The organism is Paraburkholderia sp. A1BS-2L (assembly GCF_051125205.1).
Taxonomy (GTDB): Bacteria; Pseudomonadota; Gammaproteobacteria; order Burkholderiales; family Burkholderiaceae; genus Paraburkholderia.
Window position 1 is genome coordinate 221977 of sequence record NZ_CP120431.1, and the last position, 22554, is coordinate 244530.

Annotated in this window: 14 protein-coding genes and 2 rRNA genes; 11 read left to right on the forward strand and 5 right to left on the reverse strand. The window is 65.3% G+C overall.

The features are described from left to right. The first annotated feature begins 51 nt into the window (after positions 1–51). From bcsZ to P5W98_RS30965, 8 genes are all read left to right on the forward strand, one after another. Positions 52–1341, forward strand: a complete 1290-nt coding sequence (bcsZ, locus tag P5W98_RS30930; RefSeq protein ID WP_421028764.1) for a cellulose synthase complex periplasmic endoglucanase BcsZ — start codon at positions 52–54, stop codon at positions 1339–1341. Between the two features lie 89 nt (positions 1342–1430). After that, positions 1431–5408 (forward strand): cellulose synthase subunit BcsC-related outer membrane protein, encoded by a 3978-nt coding sequence (locus P5W98_RS30935; RefSeq protein ID WP_421042777.1) that lies wholly within the window; start codon positions 1431–1433, stop codon positions 5406–5408. A gap of 73 nt (positions 5409–5481) precedes the next feature. Then, positions 5482–7356 carry a cellulose biosynthesis protein BcsE gene (gene bcsE, locus P5W98_RS30940; protein ID WP_421028253.1) on the forward strand — a complete coding sequence of 625 codons (1875 nt, stop codon included), beginning with the start codon at positions 5482–5484 and terminating at the stop codon, positions 7354–7356. 162 nt (positions 7357–7518) lie between these two features. Further along, on the forward strand, positions 7519–7797 hold the full coding sequence (locus P5W98_RS30945) for a hypothetical protein (protein WP_421028254.1): 279 nt from the start codon (positions 7519–7521) through the stop codon (positions 7795–7797). Further along, on the forward strand, positions 7794–8615 hold the full coding sequence (bcsQ, locus tag P5W98_RS30950; protein ID WP_421028255.1) for a cellulose biosynthesis protein BcsQ: 822 nt from the start codon (positions 7794–7796) through the stop codon (positions 8613–8615). Before P5W98_RS30945 ends, bcsQ begins: the two co-directional genes overlap by 4 nt. Further along, positions 8612–11215 (forward strand): UDP-forming cellulose synthase catalytic subunit, encoded by a 2604-nt coding sequence (bcsA, locus tag P5W98_RS30955; RefSeq protein WP_421028256.1) that lies wholly within the window; start codon positions 8612–8614, stop codon positions 11213–11215. The genes bcsQ and bcsA overlap by 4 nt, the downstream gene beginning before the upstream one ends. Positions 11216–11257: 42 nt before the next feature. After that, on the forward strand, positions 11258–12853 hold the full coding sequence (gene bcsG / locus P5W98_RS30960; protein ID WP_421028257.1) for a cellulose biosynthesis protein BcsG: 1596 nt from the start codon (positions 11258–11260) through the stop codon (positions 12851–12853). Further along, positions 12854–13060 carry a hypothetical protein gene (locus tag P5W98_RS30965; RefSeq protein WP_421028258.1) on the forward strand — a complete coding sequence of 69 codons (207 nt, stop codon included), beginning with the start codon at positions 12854–12856 and terminating at the stop codon, positions 13058–13060. 35 nt (positions 13061–13095) lie between these two features. Here the strand turns inward: P5W98_RS30965 and P5W98_RS30970 are convergent, their stop codons facing one another. Genes P5W98_RS30970 through P5W98_RS30980 form a run of 3 tightly spaced genes read right to left on the reverse strand, consistent with a single transcriptional unit; the run spans position 13096 to position 15328 of the window. Further along, a complete protein-coding gene (locus tag P5W98_RS30970; RefSeq protein WP_421028259.1) occupies positions 13096–13962 on the reverse strand; it encodes an SAM-dependent methyltransferase in 867 nt (288 codons plus the stop codon). 48 nt (positions 13963–14010) lie between these two features. Further along, positions 14011–14268 (reverse strand): hypothetical protein, encoded by a 258-nt coding sequence (locus P5W98_RS30975; RefSeq protein ID WP_421028260.1) that lies wholly within the window; start codon positions 14266–14268, stop codon positions 14011–14013. After that, positions 14216–15328 (reverse strand): hypothetical protein, encoded by a 1113-nt coding sequence (locus P5W98_RS30980; protein WP_421028261.1) that lies wholly within the window; start codon positions 15326–15328, stop codon positions 14216–14218. Before P5W98_RS30980 ends, P5W98_RS30975 begins: the two co-directional genes overlap by 53 nt. Positions 15329–15407: 79 nt before the next feature. On the opposite strand from P5W98_RS30980, the gene P5W98_RS30985 reads away from it, so the two are divergent. The 3 genes from P5W98_RS30985 (at position 15408) to rpoD (ending at position 18918) form a co-directional block, all read left to right on the forward strand. Next, complete coding sequence (locus P5W98_RS30985) at positions 15408–15743, forward strand: helix-turn-helix domain-containing protein (RefSeq protein ID WP_213308937.1); 336 nt, start codon at positions 15408–15410, stop codon at positions 15741–15743. Between the two features lie 353 nt (positions 15744–16096). Next, positions 16097–16462, forward strand: coding sequence for a GFA family protein (locus P5W98_RS30990; RefSeq protein WP_421028765.1), 366 nt, complete (start codon positions 16097–16099; stop codon positions 16460–16462). A gap of 479 nt (positions 16463–16941) precedes the next feature. Next, positions 16942–18918 (forward strand): RNA polymerase sigma factor RpoD, encoded by a 1977-nt coding sequence (gene rpoD / locus P5W98_RS30995; RefSeq protein WP_421028262.1) that lies wholly within the window; start codon positions 16942–16944, stop codon positions 18916–18918. Positions 18919–19345: 427 nt separating this feature from the next. On the opposite strand, the gene rrf is transcribed toward rpoD, so the two are convergent. Both rrf and P5W98_RS31005 read right to left on the reverse strand, forming a co-directional pair. Further along, positions 19346–19459 (reverse strand): 5S ribosomal RNA (gene rrf / locus P5W98_RS31000). Between the two features lie 169 nt (positions 19460–19628). Further along, positions 19629–22508: ribosomal RNA gene (locus tag P5W98_RS31005) — 23S ribosomal RNA — on the reverse strand. Positions 22509–22554 lie beyond the last annotated feature (46 nt).

Sequence of the window (22554 nt, forward strand, 5' to 3'; positions counted from 1 at the left end):
CTCGCGCGCTGGCTCGCGGCCAGCGCCTGCGCACTCGCGCCGCTCCTGCCCATGCATGCGGCGCAGGCCGCGAGTCCGCCCGCCAAGGCGGCCGCAGGCGGCGTGGCGAGCGCGCCCGCTTGCGCATGGCCCGACTGGGACGCGTTCAAGCACGATCTGCTGAGCGCCGATGGCCGCGTCATCGACGCGAGCACGCCGCGCCAGGTCACCGTCTCCGAGGGCCAGTCCTACGCGCTGTTCTTCGCGCTCGTCGCGAACGACCGCAAGCGTTTCGACACGATCCTCACGTGGACCGAGAACAATCTCGCCCAGGGCGATCTCGCCTCGCACCTGCCCGCGTGGATCTGGGGGCGCACCGACATCGGCGAAGATGGCGCGGCGCTGCCCGCATCGGGCGCTTCGAGTGCTGCGAGTGCTGCGAGTGCTGCGAGTGCTGCGAGTGCTGCGAGTGCTGCGAGTGCATCGGGGGCTTCCGCGAGCACGGCGGCGCAAAAACCCGCGTGGGGCGTGATCGACGCGCACTCCGCCAGCGACGCCGACCTCTGGATCGCCTATACGCTGCTCGAAGCGGGACGCCTCTGGAACGAGCGCCGCTACACGGCGCTCGGCATGCTGATGGCACGCAACGTCGTGCGTCAGGAGAGCGCCGATCTGCCGGGCCTCGGCCGCACGGTGCTGCCGGGCCCGATGGGCTTCAGGCTCGACAAGAGCACGTGGCGGCTCAACCCAAGCTATGTGCCGCTGCAACTCATGCGACGCTTCGCGCTCGCGCTGCAACAAGCGCCGGAAGCGCCCGAATGGAAGTCGATGCTCGCCAGCTCGACGAAGCTCGTGAACGACACGGCGCCGCGCGGCTACTCGCCGGACTGGGTGATTTATCGCGCTCAGAGCGGCGGCAAAGGCGCCTTCGGCCCCGACGAGAAAACGCACGCCGAAAGCGCCTATAACGCGATCCGCGTCTATCTGTGGGCGGGCATGCTCGCCCACGACGATCCCTTGCGCAGCGCCACGCTCGCCACCTTCGCGCCGCTCTCGGCGTTCGTGGCGGCGCACGGCTTTCCGCCCGAGCGCGTGAACACGCAAAGCGGCGAGACGGGTCCGAACGAAGGCAACGGCGGGTTCTCCGCCGCGGTCGCGCCCTATCTCTCCGCGACTGGCCGCACCGACCTCGCCGACGCGCAGGTCGCGCGCAGCCGCACGCTCGCCCAAAAGTCGCCGCCCGGCTATTACAGCAGCGTGCTGATGCTGTTCGGCCTCGGCTACATGCAAGGCCTCTACCGCTTCGACGCACAAGGCCGCGTCGCGCCCGCATGGACGACCCGATGCCCGGCGCCGCGCTGAAGCGGTGCGCGGGTGCGCCGCGTCCGAGCGCATGCTTTGGCGCGCGCTTGTCACCGCGCTCGTCACCGCGCTTGTCAATGCGCTTGTCAATGCGCTTGTCACCGACCTTGCCGTCGGGCTTGTCCCCGCGCTTCGCCGCGCGCCTCACTCCGCTGCTCGCACTCCTGATCGCGGCATTGCCGTGCGTCGCGCGTGCGCAGAACGCGCCGGGCGCGCAGAACGGCCCGCAGCCCGCCGCGAACGCGGCCGCGCCCTCGGCGCAGGCTGCACAGTTGCTGTCGGCGGCGCGCATGTGGATGGCGAAGAACCGCCCCGACGTCGCCAGCGGTCTCGTGCAGAAAGCCCTGCTGTTCAATCCGCAGCAGCCCGACGCGCTCGCGCTCATGGGCCAGATCGAGCTGCGCTCGAACCACCCGGCGCAAGCGGCGAAGATCCTGGCACAGCTAAGGAAAGTCGCGCCGAATGCGAGCGCGACCCAAGAGCTCGCCGACGCCTACCGCCTCGCCACGACGGATCGCAACGAACTCGCGCAAATCCGTCTGCTGTCGAGCGCGGGAAAAAGCGAGGAAGCTGCCGCGCGCATCCGCAAGCTGTTCCCGAACAGCGCGCCCAAGGGCGATTTTTCGCGCGACTATTACCGCATCATCGCCGGCACGACCGATGGCCGCGTGCAGGCCATCAACGAACTGCGCGCCCGCGTGAAGCAGAACCCGAACGACACGGTTGGGGCGCTGACGCTGGGCGACCTGCTCACCGATCGCGCCAGCACGCGCATCGAAGGGCTGAACCTGATCTACCGCGTCTACCGCCGCCAGGACAGCAACCGCGCGAACGCGCTCGCCTATTGGCGCAGCGCGCTCAACAGCGCGGGCCGCGACGACCCGGCCTACTACATCTGGTATCAGCGCTATCTCCAGGAAGTCCCCGACGATACGGATGCCAAACAAACCGTCGCCGAGCTCGCGCAGAAGCTCGGTCCCAAAGGCGTGGCGCTGGCCAACGCGGCGGCGGCCAGCGGCAAAAACTATGCGCCGCCGGCGAGCCTCGCTTCGGACAATGGTTCGGGCGGCGGCGCTCGCACCGCGCGCGCGCGCCCAGCGGGTCCCGGCGCGGCGGCGCGCGATCGTGGCCTCGCGCAGCTTCAGCGCGGCGATCTCAACGAGGCCGAAGCCTCGCTGCAAACGGCCCAGCGCGCGAACCCGAACGACGGCGCGACGCTCGGCGGCCTCGGTCTCGTGCGCCTGCGCGAGGGCCGCCACGACGAAGCGCGCGCTTTGTTTGCGCGCGCAGCGAAGCTCGACTCCGACAACGCCGGCAAGTGGCGCAGCCTCGAAAAAACCGCGACGATCTGGGGCAACATTTCAAAGGCGCGCACCGCTAACGCCCAAGGCAAGCCCGAAGAAGCCGAGACGCTCGCCCGCGAGGCGCTCAGGCTCGATCCGGGCAACGCCGACGCCGCGCGCATCCTCGGCGATTCACTCATCGCCCGGCAGAATTGGGCCGAGGCCGAAAGCGTGCTGCGCCCGCTCGTCGAGGCGAAAACACCCGACATCGACGCGCTGCGCAGCCTCGTGACCGTGCTGCGCGCCACGCATCGGGACAGCGAGATCGGTCCGCTCATCACCGCGACGGCGCCGCGCCTCACGGGCTCCACGGCGGAGCTCAAGGGCCTGCACGCCGATCTGCTCTCGCTGCAAGCCGACCAGTTGCTGGCCGAAAACCGTAAGAGCCCGGCCATCGCCAAGCTTGAAGACGCCGTGCGCCTCACGCCCGACGACGCATGGACGCGCTTCACGCTCGCGCGTCTGTATCGCGATCTTGGGCTGGCCAAACTGGGCCGCGACGTGATGGACGATGGCCAGAAGATCTCGCCGTCGCCCGATATGCGCTACGCCACAGCGCTCTATCTGAATTCGGTGGACGACATAGAGGGCGCCGCCGCCCAGCTCGACGCCGTGCCGGCCGCCGCGCGCAGCGCCGGCATGCGCGAGCTGATGGGCAATCTCTCGGCGCAGCGAAAGCTCCGCGAGGCCCGCCAACTGATCGCGCAAGGCAAGGACGACGAAGCGCGCGCCGCGCTCGATGCCGCAGCCGCCGATGCCAACGCGGCCAACGACCCGCAAATGCTCGCCTCGGTGGGGCGCGAATGGATCGCCATCGGCGAAACGGACAAGGGGCTCGCGCTCGTGCAGGACTGGCTCGCGGCGCACCCCAACGACCCGTCGGCCAACGGCGCGCGCGTGCGCTACGGCGAATTGCTCGCCGCCGCCAATCGCGACGACGACTGGGCCAGGTGGATCGACGCCACGCGCGAGCGCCCGGGCCTCAGCGACAAGGACCGTGCGAACCTCGACGACCAGGAACTGCGCCTCGCCCTGCGTGCGACCGACCGCCAGATCGAGCGCGGCAATCTGGCGAGCGCACAGCGCACGCTCGACGCCGTGCCCGACCGGCTCAAGTCGAACCGCCGCTGGCTGCTGGAGCAGGCCGACTTGCTCGAGGCGAAGGGCGACTACAAGGGCGCGATGGCGTCCGCGCAACAGGTGCTCGCGCAGCAGCCCGGCGACGCCGATGCGCGCCTGACGGTGGCGCGCATGCTCGAGCGCATGGGGCGCGGGCGCGAGGCCGTCGACATGGTGCGCGAGGTGCTGGTCGACACGCCCGCCGACGACGTGGACACGCGCCTGTCGATCGCGCGCCGCTTCACGGCACAGGGGCTCGACCAGGAGGCGCAGGACGTGGTCGACGCGTTGCGCGCGCGCTACCCCGAGCGCTCCGACATTACCGTCCAGGCTGGGCGCGTGGCGCAGTCGCGCGGCGATTACGACGAGGCGGCGAGCCTCTACCGCACCTCGCTCGCGCAGGAGCGAGTTGAAGGCGAGCAACCCGGCACCGATGGCCTGACCTCCGCGAGCCGGGCGCTCCAGGGGCTCGACGACCGCCGCCAGGGGCAGGTCGCGACCGAGTGGTACCAGTCGAATCTCTCGGGCGACCCCGGCATCTCGGAGCTGCATGCCACGGAAATTCCGCTCTACGTACGGATTCCGAACGGCTACACGGGCCACTATTTCTTCCACGCCGACACGGTCTATCTGAATGCCGGGGCGCTGCCCGCGGGAAGCGAAGGCATCTATGACTACGGCAAGGCCCCGGCGCTCGGCAACGCCCATATTCCCGCGATCAACGAGACCGCCACGGGCGTCGCGCTCGCGGCCGGCTACGAGTACAGCCGCGCGAACACCAGTTGGCGCGCCGATCTCGGCTCCACCCCGCTCGGCTTCCCGATCACGAGCGTGCTGGGCGGCTTCCAGTACCGCTACGACTTTTCGCGCGCTTCGCTGTCGTTCGACGTCTCACGCCGCGCCATGACCAGCAGCCTCGTGTCCTACGCGGGCGGGCGCGATCCGGTCACCGGCGAGACCTGGGGCGGCGTGGTGCGCAACAGCGCCACGGTACGCGGCGCACACGACTTCGGCCCCGGCACGCTGTTCACGAGCGTCGGCTTCGGCCTGCTGACCGGCTCCAACGTGCCGACCAACCAGGAGTTCAAAGTCCGCAGCGGCTATGACTGGTCGGTGTGGAAGCGGCCCGATCAGGACGTGTCGAGCGGCCTCACGCTCAATTACTGGCAATACTCGAAGAACGAGCACTTTTACACCTTCGGCAACGGCGGCTATTACAGCCCGCAGAGCTACTTCTCGGTCGGCATTCCGCTCGACTGGAAGGGCCGCTACCAGAAGCTCTCCTGGCAAATCGACGGCAGCGTCGGCGTGTCGTTCACGAACGAGGACCGCTCGCCGTTCTTCCCCACCCACCCCGATCTGCAGGCGCTGGCCGGCAACCCGTACTTCGGCGGCGGCTCGGGCGGCGGCTTCAGCTATGCCATCGAAGCGGCGCTCGAATACCGCATCACGCCGCATTTCGTGGCGGGCGGACGCTTCCGGATCGACCGCTCGCACGACTACGCGCCGAACGTGGGCCTCGTGTATCTGCGTTACTTCTTCTCGCCGCAGCACGGCCCGGTGCCGTACCCGCCGACGCCGGTAAGGCCATACTCGGATTATTGAGACACTGTATGAAGCTTTCGATGAAGCTTTTGATGAAGCGTCCGACGCACTCCGCGCTGCCCGAGACACGACGATGAGCGAGCCCGCACGCGCCTCCAGATCCGAACCAGCGCCCCCCGCAACCGCCGCGCCGTCAACTGGCGCACGCGGCGAGCGCGCCGGCCGCGAACCGCATCCGTCGCTGCTCGCGCGGCTCTCGCAGCGCGCGCCGCTGGCCATCGAGGGCCTGCCGCCCGCGCTCGCCGCGCTCGGCCCGGGCCAGGTCCATATCGTCTACGCCAGCGCGTCGCCCGCGCGCGACGCGCTGTTCTGGCAAACCGCCGCCGCCGCGCTCGGAGGCCCCGCGAACGTGCTCTCCACGCGCGACGGCGCGAGCATCGCGGCCACGCTGCGCGATCACGGCATCGACATCGACCGTCCCGGCGCGACCCATCACCGGGCCAACGTCTGTTCGCTCACGCCGCTCCCGGAGCGCGACGGCGCGCAAGTGCTGATCGAGGCGCTCGACGCGCTCGCCAACCAGTGCGCGGCGCCCGCGAGCCAGTTCTATATCGAAGGCGCCGAAGCTTTCTTTGCCTGGCACAACGCCGCCACGCTTGCGCGCCAGGGCGCGCAGCTCGCGAACTGGTGCATGCAGCACCGCCACGGCGTGCTGCTCGTGGCCGAGCCACCGGGCGCAAGCGACGAGCAGACCGGGCTCGCCTCGTTCCAGGCGCGCTTCGCGGGCGCGGCGCAGCTGCTGCAAACGCAGGGCCAGTTCCATTGGGAAGTGGCGTTCTGGCGTTCAGGTGTCGCGGTGCTCGGCAGCCAGTCGCTGCCGCTGCGCTTCGCGGCCATCGATCATCGGCTCATGGTCACGAACCCGGGCGGCACCTTCGAGCGCTCGATCGGCGAGGTGGGCCTGCTCGCACCCGACGAGGGCCGCGTGATCGTCTCGCGCGACGCCGTGCTCAACGAGCGCGTGGTGCCGCCCGGCTGGCAGGTGGTCGACGACAACGAGGCCGCGCTGCTGGCCGCGCGCACCGCCGTCGCCGCCACGGTGATCCTCGACTTCGGCGCGAACCGCCAGCTCGAATTGCTCGCCGAGCAGGTCCATACGCTGCGGCTGCAATGCGGCAACGCGCTCAAGATCATCGTGCGCGAGGAAGCCGTGGCGATGCGCTACGAATCGCTGATGCTCAATCTGGGCGCGAACCGCGTCGTGGCGCGCCATACGACGCTCTCGCAGGTGGAGGCGATCGTCGAGAGCCTGCAGGGCCAGGTGTACTCGCGTCCCGTGCCCGCCGACTATCGCCAGGCGCTCGCCGGCGTGATGCACGGCGAAGAGACCGGCTATGTGAGCGCGGCGCGCTTCGTCGAGCTCGTGGGCGCCGCCGTGGAGCGCAGCCGCGTGATCCAGCTGCCGAGCGTGCTGATCCGCCTCGCGCTGATGCCCGAAGTGGCGCACGTGGACGCGCTCAAGGCCTGCGTGCAGCGCCGCGCGGGCGACATCATGAGCGCGGCGGGCGACAGCCTCTACGTGTTCTTCTTCGCCTGCCGCATCGGCGACGCCGACGCGGTGCTGCAGCGCGTGTTCAAGCGCCCGCTCGCCGAGTTCTTTCAGGGCGAGCAGCGTTGCGGCGACCCCAACTCGATCACGGCGCTGCTCGAAACGCTGACCGACGAGATCGAGAGGCAAACGCCGCCCGATTATTCGGGCTGGCTCGCGCTGAATGCGCCTGCCGCACCGACTTCCGCACCGACGGCCGCGACACCGGGCGAGCAGCAAGCGCCGACGGGTGGAGAGGCGGCAAGCGCGCCGGACACGCCCCAGACCCGCGGCCTGCTGCCGGCGCTCCCCGCATCCATGGCCGCCACCGATGCGCCTGTCGAGTGGCAATTGCGCGGCAACGAAGCGCCGCGCGCCGAACCGCGACCGGTATCGCTGCCGCTAAAGAGACCGACATGAAACACCCCCCACGCTCACTGCGTTCGCTGCCCCCCGAGGGGGCCGTCGGTCCCCTTGGGGCGGCCCGGCGGAGACCGATATGAAACAACCCCCACGCTCACTGCGTTCGCTGCCCCCCGAGGGGGCCGTCGGTCCCCTTGGGGCGGCCCGGCGGAGACCGACATGACCACCTTCCTGGGCTATTTCATCTGGGGGCTGATCCTCGCTGCGCCGCTCTGGTGGCTCACGTGGCGGCTGCGCCTCGGGCGTTTCCTGCCCAACTGGGCCAAGCCCGCCAGCGAGCGGCCGCTCGAATTGCCGCCGCAACTGGGCGCGCTCGTGATTCGCGGCAAGCGCCGCACCGATGTCGTCACCCACCGGCCTTCGATCGTGCCCACGACGCCCACGCCCCACGCGAGTTCCGCCACGGCGGCCAACCTTGCGGAGGAGCCACGCTCATGAGGACTATCGCGATCGTGTCCGCCACGGGCGGCGCAGGCCGCACGACGCTCGCCGCCGCGCTCGCGAGCCTCCTGGTTGCGCGCAAGCACGCCGCGCTCGCCGTCGAATGCGATCCCCGCAACGTGCTCGCGCTGCATTTCGGTCTGCGCCAAAGCGCGCGCGCAGGCCTCGCCACGAGTCTGGCGAACCAAGGCGGTGCGAATCCCGCCAGCGACGGCTGGGCCCACACCGCACTGCAAAGCGACGATGGCGTGCTCGTGCTCCCGTGGGGCAGCGCACCGCAAGCAGAAGACAGCGACGACGGCGCCGCCCATCTCGCCGCCCACCGCTACTGGCTGCGCGAGCGGCTGGCGCGCGTGGATCTGTCGGCGCACGCCATCGCGCTTGTCGACGCCGCGCCGTGGCCCAGCGCGCATGCACGCCAGGCGATCGATGCGGCCGATCTCGTGCTCGGCGTGCTCACGCCCGACGCCATGACTTGCGCGACGCTGCCGCGCTTCGTCTCGGCACTAGAGCGCACCGGCAAGCGTGCCGTATTCGTCGCGAATGCGGTCGTGCCCGCGCGGCCGCTGCACACCGATCTCGTTGCGCTGCTGCGCGCGCGCCTGGGGCCCGCCATGCTGCCGTATCTCGTGCACGCGGACACGGGCGTGCCCGCCGCGCTCGCGAGCGGCGCGAACTTCTGCAAGAGCGCGCCCGCTTCGCAGGCCGCTCACGATCTCAACGGCATCGCCTCGTGGATCTCGCACTGGTCGACCCAGGCGCCAGCCGCGCCGCAAGACCGCTCGCCCGAAGGCGCAACCGGAGCCGGCCGATGATGCAAGCCCAGGCAATCAGGCTATGGACAGCGTTCTGGGCGAGCCTGCGCCAGCTTGGCGCGCGCGAGCTCAGCGTCGCCGCCGACGCCGCGTTCGACCAATGGCTGCTGCGCCTGTTCTTCCGGCCACCGCGCCCCGGCAAGCGCGACTGGCCGGCGCTCGCATTCGCGGCGCTGGGCCGCGAAATCGCCGGGCAGCTCGACATGGGCCAGGACCGCAGCAAGCGCGCATGGCTCCTGCGTCTGTTCCTGCGCCCGCGGCGCGAGCGCCAGCGTCTTGCCACCGACCTGCGCAAGCTGCACAAGCAGACGCATCCGCAGCGCATCGCGCTGCGCGTATGGCTCGACACGCGCCTCGAGCCCATTTACCGGCGCGCCGCGAAGGACCGCACCGCACTCGCGTCGCGGCTGCCCACCATCGACTGGGACGGCATCCGCGCGCGCCTCGAACAAGTCTCCGCCGCATTCGACCGCGTGCCGTTCCTGCGTCAGTGCCTGCTGTGGCTCGCGTTCGGGACAGCGGTCGCGATCTGCACGACGCCCCTGCCGCTCGGCAGCCAGGTGCTGCTGTTCTTCCTCGTGTGGCTCATGGTCATGGTCGCGCGCCGCATTCCCGGGCATCTCGCCACCATGCTGATGGTGATGCTCTCGATCCTCATGACGGGCCGCTACATCTGGTGGCGCAGCACCCAGACGCTGCATCTGTCGAGCCCCGCCGAAGCCTTCGTGGGCTACGTGCTGTTCGCCGCCGAGGTCTATACGTGGGTGGTGCTCGTGTTCGGCTACGTGCAGACGGCCTGGCCGCTGCGCCGCAAGCCGAGCCCGCTGCCCGACGATCCCGCCGACTGGCCGACCGTCGACATCTACATTCCGACCTACAACGAGCCGCTTTCGGTCGTGCGCCCGACGGTGTTCGCGGCCAGCACGATCGACTGGCCGCGCGAGAAGCTGCGCGTCTATCTCCTAGACGATGGCGACCGCGACGAATTCCGCGACTTCGCCGCGCAAGTCGGCATCGGCTATATCCGCCGCAAGGAACACTCGCACGCGAAGGCCGGCAACATCAATCATGCGCTGCCGCTCACCCAGGGCGACCTGATCACGATCTTTGACTGCGATCACATCCCCACGCGCTCGTTCCTGCAAAGCACGGTGGGCACCTTCCTCGCGGATCCCAAATGCGCGATGGTGCAAACGCCGCACCACTTTTTCTCGCCCGATCCGTTCGAGCGCAACTTCGACACGTTCCATCGCGTGCCCAACGAAGGGAGCCTGTTCTACGGCCTGATCCAGGACGGCAACGACTTCTGGGACGCCACTTTCTTCTGCGGCTCGTGCGCCATCATCAAGCGCAAGCCGCTCGAGTCGATCGGCGGTATTGCAGTGGAGACCGTCACCGAGGACGCGCACACCTCGCTGCGCCTGCACCGCGCGGGTTACACCTCGGCGTACCTGCGCACCGTGCAGGCCGCGGGCCTCGCAACCGAGAGCCTCGCGAGCCATATCGGCCAGCGCATCCGCTGGGCGCGCGGCATGACGCAGATCTTCCGCGTCGACAACCCGTGGCTCGGCAAGGGGCTCTCGTTCTTCCAGCGCCTGTGCTACAGCAACGCGATGCTGCACTTCTTCTACGGCATCCCGCGCCTGATCTTCCTCGTGATGCCATGCTCGTTCCTGTTCTTCGGACTGCACGTAATCAACACGCCCGCACCGGTGATCCTCGCCTACGTGCTGCCGTATCTCGTGATCTCGGCCATCGCCAACTCGCGCATCCAGGGCCAGTACCGGCATTCGTTCTGGGCCGAAGCCTACGAGAGCGTGCTCGCCTGGTATATCGCGCTGCCCACCACGATGGCGTTCATCAACCCGAAGCTCGGCAAGTTCAACGTGACCGCCAAGGGCGGCCACATCGAGCGCGACTATCTCGACTGGACCATTTCGACGCCGTATCTCGTGCTGCTCGGCATCAACGTGCTCGCAGTGCTGGCCGGCATCGGACGGCTCACGATCTGGCAAAGCGACGAGCCCGCCACCGTGTTCATGAACCTCTTCTGGGCCTTCGTGAACCTCACGGTGCTCGGCCTCGCGGTGGGCGTGGCCAAGGAAGCGCGCCAGGTGCGCGTTGCGCACCGCATCCCGCTGCGCGTGCCCGCCATGCTCACGCTGCCCGACGGCCGCACGCTCGCCTGCAAGACCGAGAACTATTCGATGGGGGGCCTCGGCCTCGTGCTGCCTGCCGAAGCCCGCGAGGAAAAGCTCGCGGCCGGCGAGCGCGTGAACGTGTGCCTCTCGCGCGGCACGCTCGAGCACGATTTCCCGGCGGTGGTCGCACGTCTGGCAGGCGGCCATCTGGGCGTGCGCTTCGAGAACCTGACCGTGGAGCGCGAGCGCCGCCTCGTCGAGTGCACCTTCGGCCGCGCCGACGCCTGGCTCGACTGGCAAGACGTCCCGCGCGAGGACGCGCCGCTCAACGGACTCGTCGAGCTCATCACGCTGAGCTGGCAGGGCTATCTGCGTCTCATCGATGCGTTCTTCGACGCGCTCGAGAACCTCTTCACGCGACGCCGGCCCGAGCGGAACAACCCGGCTCGCCAGCCATAACAGCCATTACGACACGGAATTCACGCGGGAACGCGACCGAACATGGGCCTCTGGAATCTCTACTTCATCGCCAAGCTGCACCTCTACTCGCTCGGCAAGCTCAAAGCGGACTGGCTGCTGAACATCCTGTTCGCCATTGCGCTGCTGCTGCCGGTGAAAAAGCGCGGGCTGCGCATGGCGCGCAACGTTCTCACGGCGATCGCTGGCATCGCGCTCGTCTATCACGAGTCGGACATGCCGCCCATCGGCCGCGCGATTTCGCAGCTCCCCGTGCTGCTCACCTTCACGCCCGGGTACATGCTGGAGCTGACCGGACGCGTCGTCTCGCTTTCGATGGCGGTAAGCGCCGTGCTCGCGCTGCTGCTTTACTTCCTCATCAACCGCTGGATCCGCGTGACGACCTTCGTGCTGATCGCGCTCGTTGCGGTGCCGCTGTGGCAGGGCACGGGCACGCTGATCGCGAACGCCACCAGTACGCTCGCCCAGAACGGCAACGACAGCGATAACGGGAATGGCTCCAACGACGAGCCGCGCAACGACCAGGTCGGCAGCTACGACCAGCAACTCGCCGCGTTCCGCGCCAACGAGGAAGGCCGCCATGTGAACTTCACGCCGCTCACGACCGATACGAACGCGCAGTTCGACATCATCGTCGTGCATATCTGCTCGCTTTCGTGGGACGACATGGACGTCGCGAAGATGCGCAACAACCCGCTGTTTTCGCGCTTCGATTACGTTTTCACGAACTTCAGCTCCGCTGCGAGCTATAGCGGCCCGGCGGCCATCCGCGTGCTGCGCGCGAGTTGCGGGCAGGAAGCCCACAAGGGGCTCTACGACCCGGCGCCGCCCGAATGCCATCTGTTCGCGCAGCTCGCGCAGGCCGGCTACACGCCGAACGCGCTGCTCAACCACAACGGCCGCTTCGACGACTTCCGCGGCACCGTGATCAAGGAAATCGGCGTGCCGGGCGTGACGATTCCCACGAACGACGGCCTGCCCGTGGCCATGAAGGAGTTCGATGGCTCGCCGCTCACGGGAGACTACGACGTGCTCGCGCGCTGGTACAAGCAGCGCCTCGCCGCGAGCGAGGGCCCGGTCGCGCTTTACTACAACACGGTGACAATGCACGATGGCAACCGCATGCCCGGCGCCAACGCGAAGCTCACCAGCCTGCAGTCCTATCCGATCCGCCTGCAATCGCTGCTCGGCGACGTCGACAAGCTGATCGAGCTCGTCGCGCAGTCGGGCCGCAAGGCTGTGATCGTGTTCGTGCCGGAACACGGCGCGGCGCTGCGCGGCGAAGACAACCAGATCGCGGGCATGCGCGAAATCGCCACGCCGAACATCGTGCACGTGCCGGTGGGCGTGAAAGTAGTGGGTCTGCCCGCGGGCACGGAGCACGCAGGCGGCGCGGTCACGATCGATACACCCACGAGCTTCCTCGCGCTCGCGCAACTGCTCTCGAACCTCGTCGCGAACAGCCCGTTCCTGCCTGGCGCGCAGCCGCTCGCGCAGTACGCGGCAAACCTGCCGCAAACGCGCATGGTGGGCGAAAACGAAGGCACGGTGATGATGACCACGCCTACAGGCTACGTGATCCATACGCCGGACGGCGTCTGGGTGGAGGGAAGCAAATAAATGGCGCTGCGAGACTGGCTGAACGGACGGCGTGCGCGCAGCCATGCGGCGCTGCCTGGCGATATCGACGCACTCGCGCGGCTCGTCGAGGGCGTGAACGCCGAACGCTATTTCGACGTGCAGGCCGAGGATGCCTGGCAGGAAGCGGCCGGACGCTGGCCGCTCGTCGCGCAACTGCTCGAACTCAAAGCGGGACCGCCTGGATAGCGCGGCAGCGCGTGGCGTTTAGCGTACCGGAGCAGCTAGACGCGCTCCGCGTAGACCGTGCGCTCGATCGGCATGCAGGTGAGCGGGCGGCTGGCAGGCGCGATGTAGCGGCGTGCGAGCGCGTCGGGCTCGGGCTGTTCGATGACGCGCCAGCCATAAAGCGCGAGAAACGCGCGCACCGCTTCGGGATCGAGGCCGAAGCGCCAGATCGCCCGCGGCGAAACAAAGCGGCGATAAAGCGCCTCTTGCCCCTGTGGCACGTTTGCGTCGAGAAAATCCCTGCGCACATAGGTAAAGGCGAGGCGGCTGCCAGGCGCGGCCCGCGCGAGCATTTCAAGCGTCGCCCGCACGGTTGGCTCATCGAGATATTGCGTGACGCCTTCCCAGACGAAAAAGGTGCGCCGGTTGCGTGTATAGCCTTGCGCGGCCAGCACGGCGTCGAGCGCGAGATGCTCGAAGTCGACCGCCACGAGCGTCGCGAATGACGGTATCGCGCCAAAGCGCTTCGCGAGGCGCTTGCGTTTGGCTGCGATATTGATGGGCTGATCCAGTTCCCATGCATGCACGCCGGTATCGCGCAGCAGCCGATAGGCGCGAGTGTCGAAACCTGCCCCCAGATTCACGAACGCCTCCATTTGTGGAAGGGCTTCGAGCAGCTTTTCGTCGATATAACGCTTGCGGCACAGCATGCCGCCCCACAGGCCCGGATACTTGCGCTCGGCTATCGCGGCCATGCGCGCCGCCGTGCGCGAGCCCATCAACGCAATGAGCAGGCGCGCGGGCGCGGGCAGCAGCGCGGCGGCGAGATCATCGTCGACGATGCGCCGATTGGGCTCGAGCCGCTGCTCGACGGCTACCAGCGCCATGGGGCCTACGCCGGTTTGCGCGGCCTCTTGTGTCATCGTGGCGTTCCGCCCGCCGGGCGTGTCGGGCGCAGGCGGTGCGATTGCTCAGGCATTCATTCCGCCCTGCGCGCGCCGCCGCCCCTGTACGCGCGCGACCGAATCGAACAGCGCCTGCGCGCGCGCCAGTTCGTCGAGCGCGAGGTCGAGACGAGACTGGGCCTCGCCGCAGGCGAGTGCCGGAGCTGAGTCGTCCGCCTCGTCATGCACGGCGCGCATCGCGCGAAATGCCTGATCGACGTTGCGGCTGGCCTCAAGAAAGCGTCGGGCGGCCTCCGCCTCGCTTGAACGGGTGTTGATCGCCATATAGCTCCATCGTTAATTGCGTCCAGTCGGTGCCGCGCAGCAAATCGCCTTGCGCCCCGCAGGACGTCTCTTTTGCCGTAGCCCCGAAAGTGGCGCCGCTGATGCGGGGGCCGCTGCCTCGCCTCACAGGCGTCGTGCACTCCGCCGGCGCGATATCGAAGAGATCGCGCGCGAAGAGGTCACGCGTGACGCCGCGCGCCAGCAGCGCCAAAGTCTCGCTGCGGCGGCTGCGCGACATTTCCGCACAAGAGTCGAAATCGGTATCGCGCGCAATCGAGCGCACCGCGCCCAGGTCGCGCGCCTTCGCCAGCAAATCGAAGAGATCGCTCGTCACGCCGCGCGCATGCTGCGCCGGCGCCGCGCTGCGCAGACGCTTCGTGAGCTCCAGCCAGGTCTCGAAGTCGCCATTGCGGACCGCTTCGTGGAGCGCCGCCATATCGCGCGCCTTTACGCGCGTGGGTTGCGCAAGACGCACGAAATACGGCGCCTCGAGCTCCACGCCAAACGCGACCGGATAACCCCCAGCGCCGAATTCCGCGCCCGCCCTGGGCGCCGCGCGCTCGACGCGGTCCACCACTACCGTGCTCTGCGAAGCGCACGGCGCCTTCGCCGTGCTCACGCTGCGCAAACGCTCGGGCTGCACGCGCAGGCTGCTGCCGATGCTGAGCTCCGCAGGCGACGCGCACACGAGCGCGTAGTGATGATCGCGCGGCTTGCCCGAAGGAAAGCGCGTGCGGCTCGTGACGAACATGTGCGGCGGCAGCGGCCGCACCTGACCGCTCGCGTCCACCCATGCATTCCAGACGAGCGCGTCCTCGCGCTTGACGTCCGCCACCCGTGCACGGCTTGCCGCCGGCGAAAACAGTGCGAGCAGCGAGCCTGTGCGCAGCGCGGCAACCTGCGCGCTGTTGCCGAGCGACTGATTGATGCCCCACAGAAACCGCCCGCCGCCCAGGCGCCGCTCCCACTCCTTGCGAAGGACGATCGTGGGGAGATCTTCCCCCGTCTCCGATCCAATCCTGGACCAGCAAAACGTGGGCGGTAGGTGTTTCAGTGCCATCGACTTCCTCGGAACGCAGCGCGCCCGCCAATCCGGCGAGCAATTCAATAAACGTTACTGTATAGGTATAATGCATGACATGGAAGCCCCAGACACCGATTTTCCCGTTCAGGAATTGCTGCGCCAGCTATCGGCCGACGTGCGCTCGTCAAGTGAAATTGCGCGGCTTTCTGGAGTCAGTCAGCCTACGGTCTCGCGGCTGCGGCTGTCGAACGGCCGCAGGCTGCGCCGGAGTGCGTCATTCAATAAACTATGCAGTTTCTATGGCGTGAAGCCCGCGTCGCGGCATGCGGCCGCCTATAACGAATTGCTGCGCAATGCCATCGTCGATGTGTGGGACGGCTCGGAGGAGCACGGCCGAGCGCTGCTCGTCGTGATCAAGGGATTGAAGGATCTGAGGGAACGGCCCGGCTAGTCACCATGGCCGCGCATGGCGATGCGTCAGGTAACCGGATTTGGGATAGGCGCGCAGCAATGGTGCCCGGTTGGTGAAACATCAACTGACTAAAAGACACGCCAATGGGCTGAAAACGGCTCCCAGAGGCCTTGCAGCGCGGTCGCGGCGTGCGGCAAGCCGGGATAACAGGCCAAAAATCCCATATGCAGTTACCTTTCGCCCTGTGCCGGCTATTGCACAGCGTGCCGCTGCTTTTCGCGAAGCTCGCCTATAAACAAGACGGCAATGCGCGATGCAGCGCGTCGGTAACGTTTCGTTTGCTTCCAGGTTCCCATGAATGCAACGTCGGCTGACAACGTCCGCGCCGCGCCCTGCGCTACCAAGTCGACGACGCATTCGGTTACGCCTTCAATTGCCATTGCTCGCAATGCCGGCGTGCCACTGGATCGGCCTTAAAGCCGTGCGCCGGCACCGAGCGCACGCGCCTGCGCCTCCAACGAGGCGAAAACGATCTGCTCATCCACGGCAACGCAGACGCGGCACACGACGTTCATTGCCGGCACTGCGGCTCGCTGCTCTATTCGGTGGTGCGCGAAGGGGCGTTTGCCCGTGTGACGATGGGCACGCTCGTCGACACGCCCTCCATTCGCCCGCAAGGACATATCTTTGTTGGCTCGAGGGCGCCATGGCACGAAATCGCCGACACGCTGCCGCAGTACGACGAATTCCCGTCATAACGCGCTCGAACGCGTAACAGTCAACGCAAACGCATGGCCACACGTTGTTTTCTTATTGTTGTGCGTTGCAGTCGACATAATGGGGATCGACTGCGGCGAAAGACATTTCGCAGGTGCAACAAAATGTGCGAACCACCGTGCGGAAATCGAGTCTAACCGGGCGCATGGAAAGCCGCGAAGCACCCAAAACACCATTTTGACAACCTTTCAAATTCGTTCCGACCCCGGACAAGCCTGTCTGGTGCGCCGACGCGACGATTACGGTTGCCTCACGTGGCGTAACGCACTACCATACGCGATCTTTCTGCATTGCACGAAAATCCAGGCCGCCATGCCATTGTGCGTTTGGCGCTCGCTCGGCGGGACCGGCACGCGCCCCCGCCCACTCCCCTGCAATTTTTCGTCATCGCCAGGACGCCACGCCGCTGGCGCGTGACCCTTTTTGCCCACGCTGGGCAATTCCTTTCGAGGAGATTGTATTGACAAGCCATGACCGGGAAGACGCGCTGGCCCCGTCTGCCCGCCCCGCCCGCCGCGCAGCCAAGGACAAGACCGGCGATACGACTCAGTTGGACGGCGGCTCGCAACTCGAAAAGCGTCAGCATCAAATGCGTGCGCTCATCAAGCTCGGCCGCGAACGCGGTTACCTGACCCACGCCGACATCAACGACCACCTGCCCGATAACTTCGCGCAGACGGCCGCGCTGGAAACCATCGTCGCCACGTTCAACGACATGGGCGTGCAGGTCTACGAGCAGGCGCCCGACGCCGACACGCTGCTGCTCAACGAAGACACGCGTGCAGACTCGCAGGCCGACGACGAAGCCGATGAGGAAGTTGAAGTCGCGCTCTCGACGGTCGACTCGGAATTCGGCCGCACGACCGATCCTGTGCGCATGTACATGCGCGAAATGGGTTCGAGCGAGCTGCTCACGCGCGCCGGCGAAATCGAAGTCGCCAAGCGCATCGAAGACGGCCTCCAGGAAATGATCCAGGCGATCGCGGCTTGCCCGTCGATCGTCGCGACGATTCTCGCCGACGCGGACCGCGTTGCCGCCGAAGAGATGCGCATCGACGAACTCGTCGACGGCATCGGCAGCGACGAAGCCGCGCAGGAACCCGCAGCGGCCGACGCCGACGCGGACGAAGAAGTCGAAGCCCAGGCATCGGACGAAGAAGATTCGGACGACGAGGACGGCGACGACGACGATGCCGACAACAGCAAGGCCAACGAAGCCCTGCTCGCGCAGTTGAAGGCCGACAGCCTGGCGATCTTCGCGCGCGTACGCGCGCTCTTCGAACAGATGGCGTGCACATCGGATGCGAATGCGCGCGCGTCGGCCGCAGAAATGCAGATCTGCGCGGACATCCAGAGCGAGCTCGCACCAATCCGCTTCACGGCCCGCACCATCGACCGCCTGTGCACGCTGCTGCACGAGCAGGTCGCGCAGATCCGCGCAATCGAGCGCAATGTGCTGGCGATCGTCGTGGACCGCTGCGGCATGCCGCGCGAAGCCTTCGTCGAGCAGTTCCCGGGGCACGAGACCGACCTCGAGTGGGGCGTGCGTGCTGCCGCTGCATCGAGCAAGTACGGTCCCGCCATCGAGCGCAGCCTGCCGGCCATCCAGGCCGAACAACGCAAGCTCGCTGAGATCGAAGCGGCCGCGTCGCTGTCGCTCCAGCAGATCAAGGGCATCAACCGCCGCATGACCGCCGCCGAAGCCAAGATGCGTCAGGCGAAGGGCGAGATGGTCAAGGCCAACCTGCGTCTCGTGATCTCGATCGCGAAGAAGTACGTGAATCGCGGCATGCAGTTCCTCGATCTGATCCAGGAAGGCAACATCGGCCTGATGAAGGCCGTGGACAAGTTCGAATACCGCCGCGGCTGGAAGTTCTCGACGTATGCCACGTGGTGGGTGCGTCAGGCCGTGACGCGCGCGCTCGCCGACCAGGCGCGCACGATCCGCGTGCCGGTGCACATGATCGAGACGATCAACAAGCTGAACCGCATCTCGCGCGAAATTCTGCAGCAGACGGGCATGGAAGCTCATCCGGCCGATCTGGCCGCGCGCATGGGCATGACTGAGGAGAAGGTGCGCGGCATCCTCAAGATCGCCAAGCAGCCGGTCTCGCTCGAAAGCCCGGTGGGCGACGACGGCGACGCGACGCTCGGCGACATGATCGAGGACGCAGGTTCGGCTTCGCCGGCCGATGCGGCGATCCATGCGAACATGCGCGCTGCGATCGACGAGGCGCTCAAGGCGCTCTCCCCGCGCGAAGCGAAGGTGCTGCGTATGCGCTACGGCATCGACACCACTTCCGATCACACGCTCGAAGAAGTGGGCAAGCAGTTCGACGTCACGCGTGAGCGGATCCGCCAGATCGAAAGCAAGGCAATGCGCAAGCTGATGCACCCGAGCCGCGCAGACAAGCTGCGTCCGTTCCTCGAACGGTAAGCGGTTTTATCGCCGCGGTTATTTGGCGATGAATTGAAAAAAGCCCGTCACGCGAGTGACGGGCTTTTTGTTTGGCGGCCAATGTACAAATGCCAAGTCCTTTGGTAGAGAACCGACTAGCGAGCAAGCATGAACGCGACTACGGAACACACAGCGAGTATGTGCTGCGAACTGATTCGCAAGGATCAGTAGCGCCACCGCTTGCATGATCTGGTTTCGGTCTGACTCGAATCCCCCCGAGCATGATGAACCGGGACAATCACATCGATGTGCTCCGGTATTGCATTGCACTCAAGATATTCGCGCCTGCTTGCAGACGTCCTGACGTTTATAGTTTCTGATTCCTGTAATCCGTTCCACGCGCCTAAACGCCAGAACCCCGGCGCTCATTCGGAGCCACCGGGGTTCTGGACATACTGCATGGGGAGCCTGACGATTACCTACTTTCACACGGGCAATCCGCACTATCATCGGCGTGGAGCTGTTTCACGGTCCTGTTCGGGATGGGAAGGGGTGGGACCAGCTCGCTATGGTCATCAGGCATGACGGGTTGCTGCGTCGCACGGGTTTGGGTGAACCTGGCGCCACAGCCAATCGGGAAGAAGCGTAAAGAGGTGCTGTTTCTTGGGGTTGTGTTGTTTCTGGCACAACACCGATCTCTCAACCTGCGCGTCCTTCACTCCACACCGGGAGGAAGACACACCTGTTATAGGATCAAGCCTTACGGGCAATTAGTATCAGTTAGCTTAACGCATTACTGCGCTTCCACACCTGACCTATCAACGTCCTGGTCTCGAACGACCCTTCAAGGGGATCTAGTCCCCGGGGAAGTCTCATCTTGAGGCGAGTTTCCCGCTTAGATGCTTTCAGCGGTTATCTCTTCCGAACATAGCTACCCGGCAATGCCACTGGCGTGACAACCGGTACACCAGAGGTTCGTCCACTCCGGTCCTCTCGTACTAGGAGCAGGCCCCCTCAAACTTCCAGCGCCCACGGCAGATAGGGACCAAACTGTCTCACGACGTTTTAAACCCAGCTCACGTACCTCTTTAAATGGCGAACAGCCATACCCTTGGGACCGGCTACAGCCCCAGGATGAGATGAGCCGACATCGAGGTGCCAAACACCGCCGTCGATATGAACTCTTGGGCGGTATCAGCCTGTTATCCCCAGAGTACCTTTTATCCGTTGAGCGATGGCCCTTCCATACAGAACCACCGGATCACTATGACCTGCTTTCGCACCTGCTCGACTTGTCAGTCTCGCAGTCAAGCACGCTTATGCCATTGCACTATCAGCACGATTTCCGACCGTACCTAGCGTACCTTCGTACTCCTCCGTTACACTTTGGGAGGAGACCGCCCCAGTCAAACTGCCTACCATGCACTGTCCCCGACCCGGATCACGGGCCAAGGTTAGAACCTCAAACAGATCAGGGTGGTATTTCAAGGACGGCTCCATGCAGACTGGCGTCCACACTTCACAGCCTCCCACCTATCCTACACAAACCGGTTCAAAGTCCAATGCAAAGCTACAGTAAAGGTTCATGGGGTCTTTCCGTCTAGCCGCGGGGAGATTGCATCATCACAAACACTTCAACTTCGCTGAGTCTCGGGAGGAGACAGTGTGGCCATCGTTACGCCATTCGTGCAGGTCGGAACTTACCCGACAAGGAATTTCGCTACCTTAGGACCGTTATAGTTACGGCCGCCGTTTACCGGGACTTCAATCAAGAGCTTGCACCCCATCATTTAATCTTCCGGCACCGGGCAGGCGTCACACCCTATACGTCCACTTTCGTGTTTGCAGAGTGCTGTGTTTTTATTAAACAGTCGCAGCCACCAGTTTATTGCAACCCCTTCACCCTCGGAGCGCAGGCTCCTCAAGCTACCAGGGCGTACCTTATCCCGAAGTTACGGTACCAATTTGCCGAGTTCCTTCTCCCGAGTTCTCTCAAGCGCCTTAGAATACTCATCTCGCCCACCTGTGTCGGTTTGCGGTACGGTTAATGTTGAACTGAAGCTTAGAGGCTTTTCCTGGAACCCCTTCCAGTTGCTTCGCTTCCGAAGAAGCTCGCGCCACACCCTTGAATTACGCGCCCGGATTTGCCAAAGCGCCTTCTCCAATGCAGCGACCGGGACTTCCAACACCCGGACAACCTTCCGCGATCCGTCCCCCCATCGCATTCAACACTAGTGCAGGAATATTGACCTGCTTCCCATCAGCTACGCATTTCTGCCTCGCCTTAGGGGCCGACTCACCCTACGCCGATGAACGTTGCGTAGGAAACCTTGGGCTTACGGCGAGGGGGCCTTTCACCCCCTTTATCGCTACTCATGTCAGCATTCGCACTTCTGATACCTCCAGCACACTTTCCAGTGCACCTTCGCAGGCTTACAGAACGCTCTCCTACCATGCACATAAATGTGCATCCGCAGCTTCGGTATATGGCTTAGCCCCGTTACATCTTCCGCGCAGGACGACTCGATCAGTGAGCTATTACGCTTTCTTTAAAGGGTGGCTGCTTCTAAGCCAACCTCCTGACTGTTTTAGCCTTCCCACTTCGTTTCCCACTTAGCCATATTTGGGGACCTTAGCTGGCGGTCTGGGTTGTTTCCCTCTTGACACCGGACGTTAGCACCCGATGTCTGTCTCCCGTGATTGCACTCTTCGGTATTCGGAGTTTGCTATGGCGACGTAATCCGCAATGGACCCATCAACCATGACAGTGCTCTACCCCCGAAGGTGATACACGAGGCACTACCTAAATAGTTTTCGGAGAGAACCAGCTATTTCCAGGTTTGTTTAGCCTTTCACCCCTATCCACAGCTCATCCCCTAACTTTTCAACGTTAGTGGGTTCGGTCCTCCAGCACGTGTTACCGTGCCTTCAACCTGGCCATGGATAGATCACCTGGTTTCGGGTCTACACCCAGCGACTAATCGCCCTGTTCGGACTCGCTTTCGCTACGCCTGCCCTATTCGGTTAAGCTTGCCACTGAATGTAAGTCGCTGACCCATTATACAAAAGGTACGCCGTCACCCCTTGCGAGGCTCCGACTGTTTGTATGCATGCGGTTTCAGGATCTGTTTCACTCCCCTCCCGGGGTTCTTTTCGCCTTTCCCTCACGGTACTGGTTCACTATCGGTCGATCACGAGTATTTAGCCTTGGAGGATGGTCCCCCCATCTTCAGACAGGATTTCACGTGTCCCGCCCTACTTGTCGCATCCCTAGTTCTTCCATTCCGTTTTCGTCTACAGGGCTATCACCTGCTATGGCCGCACTTTCCAGAGCGTTCGACTAACGGTACAGATAAAGAATGCAGGCTGATCCCATTTCGCTCGCCACTACTCTGGGAATCTCGGTTGATTTCTTTTCCTGCGGCTACTTAGATGTTTCAGTTCGCCGCGTTCGCTTCACGTGACCTATGTATTCAGTCACGGATACTCCATTCGGAGTGGGTTTCCCCATTCGGACATCTCCGGATCAAAGCTTGTTTGCCAGCTCCCCGGAGCTTTTCGCAGGCTACCGCGTCCTTCATCGCCTGTGATCGCCAAGGCATCCACCACATGCACTTGTTCGCTTGACCCTATAACGGGTGCGTCTCTCGACTCACTCGCTACAGGCTGAGTTTT

Excerpts from the sequence above, each read along its gene's own strand:
- P5W98_RS30980 (WP_421028261.1), bottom strand. The coding sequence starts at position 15,328 with ATGGCACTGAAACACCTACCGCCCACGTTTTGCTGGTCCAGGATTGGA.
- P5W98_RS30965 (WP_421028258.1), top strand. The coding sequence starts at position 12,854 with ATGGCGCTGCGAGACTGGCTGAACGGACGGCGTGCGCGCAGCCATGCG.
- P5W98_RS30945 (WP_421028254.1), top strand. The coding sequence starts at position 7,519 with ATGACCACCTTCCTGGGCTATTTCATCTGGGGGCTGATCCTCGCTGCG.
- P5W98_RS30970 (WP_421028259.1), bottom strand. The coding sequence starts at position 13,962 with ATGACACAAGAGGCCGCGCAAACCGGCGTAGGCCCCATGGCGCTGGTA.
- bcsG (WP_421028257.1), top strand. The coding sequence starts at position 11,258 with ATGGGCCTCTGGAATCTCTACTTCATCGCCAAGCTGCACCTCTACTCG.
- bcsA (WP_421028256.1), top strand. The coding sequence starts at position 8,612 with ATGATGCAAGCCCAGGCAATCAGGCTATGGACAGCGTTCTGGGCGAGC.
- bcsE (WP_421028253.1), top strand. The coding sequence starts at position 5,482 with ATGAGCGAGCCCGCACGCGCCTCCAGATCCGAACCAGCGCCCCCCGCA.
- P5W98_RS30985 (WP_213308937.1), top strand. The coding sequence starts at position 15,408 with ATGGAAGCCCCAGACACCGATTTTCCCGTTCAGGAATTGCTGCGCCAG.
- bcsQ (WP_421028255.1), top strand. The coding sequence starts at position 7,794 with ATGAGGACTATCGCGATCGTGTCCGCCACGGGCGGCGCAGGCCGCACG.
- P5W98_RS30975 (WP_421028260.1), bottom strand. The coding sequence starts at position 14,268 with ATGGCGATCAACACCCGTTCAAGCGAGGCGGAGGCCGCCCGACGCTTT.
- bcsZ (WP_421028764.1), top strand. The coding sequence starts at position 52 with ATGCATGCGGCGCAGGCCGCGAGTCCGCCCGCCAAGGCGGCCGCAGGC.
- P5W98_RS30935 (WP_421042777.1), top strand. The coding sequence starts at position 1,431 with ATGCGCTTGTCACCGACCTTGCCGTCGGGCTTGTCCCCGCGCTTCGCC.